Here is a 1,732-nt window from a genome sequence, read left to right on the forward strand (position 1 = left end):
GGCTGCACGGTGGTCCTGGGCGGGCATCACCCCACGGCCCTGCCCGAAGCGGTGCTGGCTGAACCGGCCCGTGGATCTGGTGATTCGCGGGGAAGGGGAGGAGGCCCTGCCGCTGTTGGCCGAAGCCATTTGTTCGGGAACATCCATCGAGGACGTACCGGGGATCGGCTTGCGGCGACCGGATGGTACCCTGCTGCTGCGGGCGCGGCACGGGTCCGTGAACTGGACCGTATGCCCGCACCGGCCTATGATCTGGTCAACCGTAAGTTTTACCAGCGGCATGGTCGGGACAGCCTGGTGGTTACCGCCGGCCGCGGTTGCCCGCTGGCATGCAGTTACTGCTCCACCGGCGCGACATCGTGGATGGGCTTTCGCAAACGCGCCGTGGCGAGCGTGCTGGCCGAGATCCGGACCGCCAGCGTTGGCCGCCGGGTCGGCTTTATCGATTTCGAGGACGAGAACCTGACCATGGACCGCGGCTGGTTTCTCGATCTGATGGCCGGCATGAGCGAAATTTTCGGTGACGCGCCACCGGAGTTGCGGGCCATGAATGGCCTTTTCCCGCCCAGTATCGACGAAAGCATCGTTCAGGCCATGAAGATCGGCGGCTTTACCGCCCTGAACCTCTCCCTGGGCAGTGCCGACCGCGATCAGCTGCGACGCTTTCGGCGGCCCGACGTGCGCAAGGCTTTTGACCGCGCCTTGCAGCTGGGCTGCCGGGAAGGTTTGCCGGCCGTGGGATACATCATCGTTGGCGCACCGGACCAGGATCCGCTCACTTCGGTGGACGATCTGCTTTTCCTGGCCCGGCGGCCGGTGTTGGCCGGAGTGTCGGTGTTCTACCCGGCACCGGGGAGTCGCGATTACCAGCGCTGTCTCGATTCGGGACTTTTGCCGGAAACCTTTGGTGCCATGCGCGCCACGGCCCTGCCCATCGACCAGCGTACCTCGCGTACCGATTCGGCGACCCTTTTGCGGCTGGGGCGCATGCTCAACTTTATCAAGCACGGTTTGCCGATGGCCTGCCCCTGCCAAGCCGGCGGCAGTGCCCGCCCACATCGATCCGGCCACGGATCGGCGGCGGGTGGGAACGACCCTTCTGGCCGGATTTCTCGACGACGGCGTGATCCGGGGAATTGACCGCGAGGGCCGAGTGTATCGCCACCATGCGTCGGCCCCCCTGTGCCGGCGTTTTCTGGATGGATTGCGGGCGGCACCGGTTTCAGGTTTTTAAACAGCCGAGGATCGCCACCAGGCCGAAGCCCGTCAGCACCATTCCGGATAGGCGATTGATCCAGCTCATGGCGCGGGCACTGATCCCGCTGCAAAAGCGGCTGCTGACCGATGCCAGGATGACCCACCAAGCCATGGAACCGCAAAAGACACCGACCACCAGCCAAACGGCGGCCACAGGACCGGCACCCATGCGGCCCAAGCCCATCCCGGCGAAGACCGCCGCGAAGGAGAGAATCGTCATGGGATTGGTCAGGGTGAGCAGCAGCGCTGAAAAATAACCCGTAGCGCCATTTGACGGACCGGTCGCCGGGGAGGCGGCGTTGCGGCTGATGAAGATGCGCACCCCCAGGTAGCAGAGGAACAGCCCGCCGAACAGCTGGATCCAGGTTTGCCAACCCACGAGAAAACCGGTGAAGCCGGCCATGCCGAAAGCGGCCATGGACCCGTAAAGCGCGTCGGCCGTGGCCGCGCCCATGCCGGTCAGCAGGCCGGCCAG

At 65.3% G+C, this 1,732-nt stretch carries 2 protein-coding genes; one reads left to right on the forward strand and one right to left on the reverse strand.

The annotated features are described in order from the left end of the window. Positions 1-1,140, forward strand: a 1,140-nt coding sequence (locus JCM12296_RS34580) for a B12-binding domain-containing radical SAM protein (RefSeq protein WP_157068189.1), incomplete at its 5' end; no start/stop codon positions are given. 82 nt (positions 1,141-1,222) lie between these two features. Here the strand turns inward: JCM12296_RS34580 and JCM12296_RS34585 are convergent. After that, positions 1,223-1,732: LysE family translocator (locus JCM12296_RS34585; protein ID WP_054702696.1), on the reverse strand; the 510-nt coding region annotated here is incomplete at its 5' end.

The sequence above is a fragment of the Desulfosarcina cetonica JCM 12296 genome, from assembly GCF_001311845.1.
Taxonomy (GTDB): domain Bacteria; phylum Desulfobacterota; class Desulfobacteria; order Desulfobacterales; family Desulfosarcinaceae; genus Desulfosarcina; species Desulfosarcina cetonica.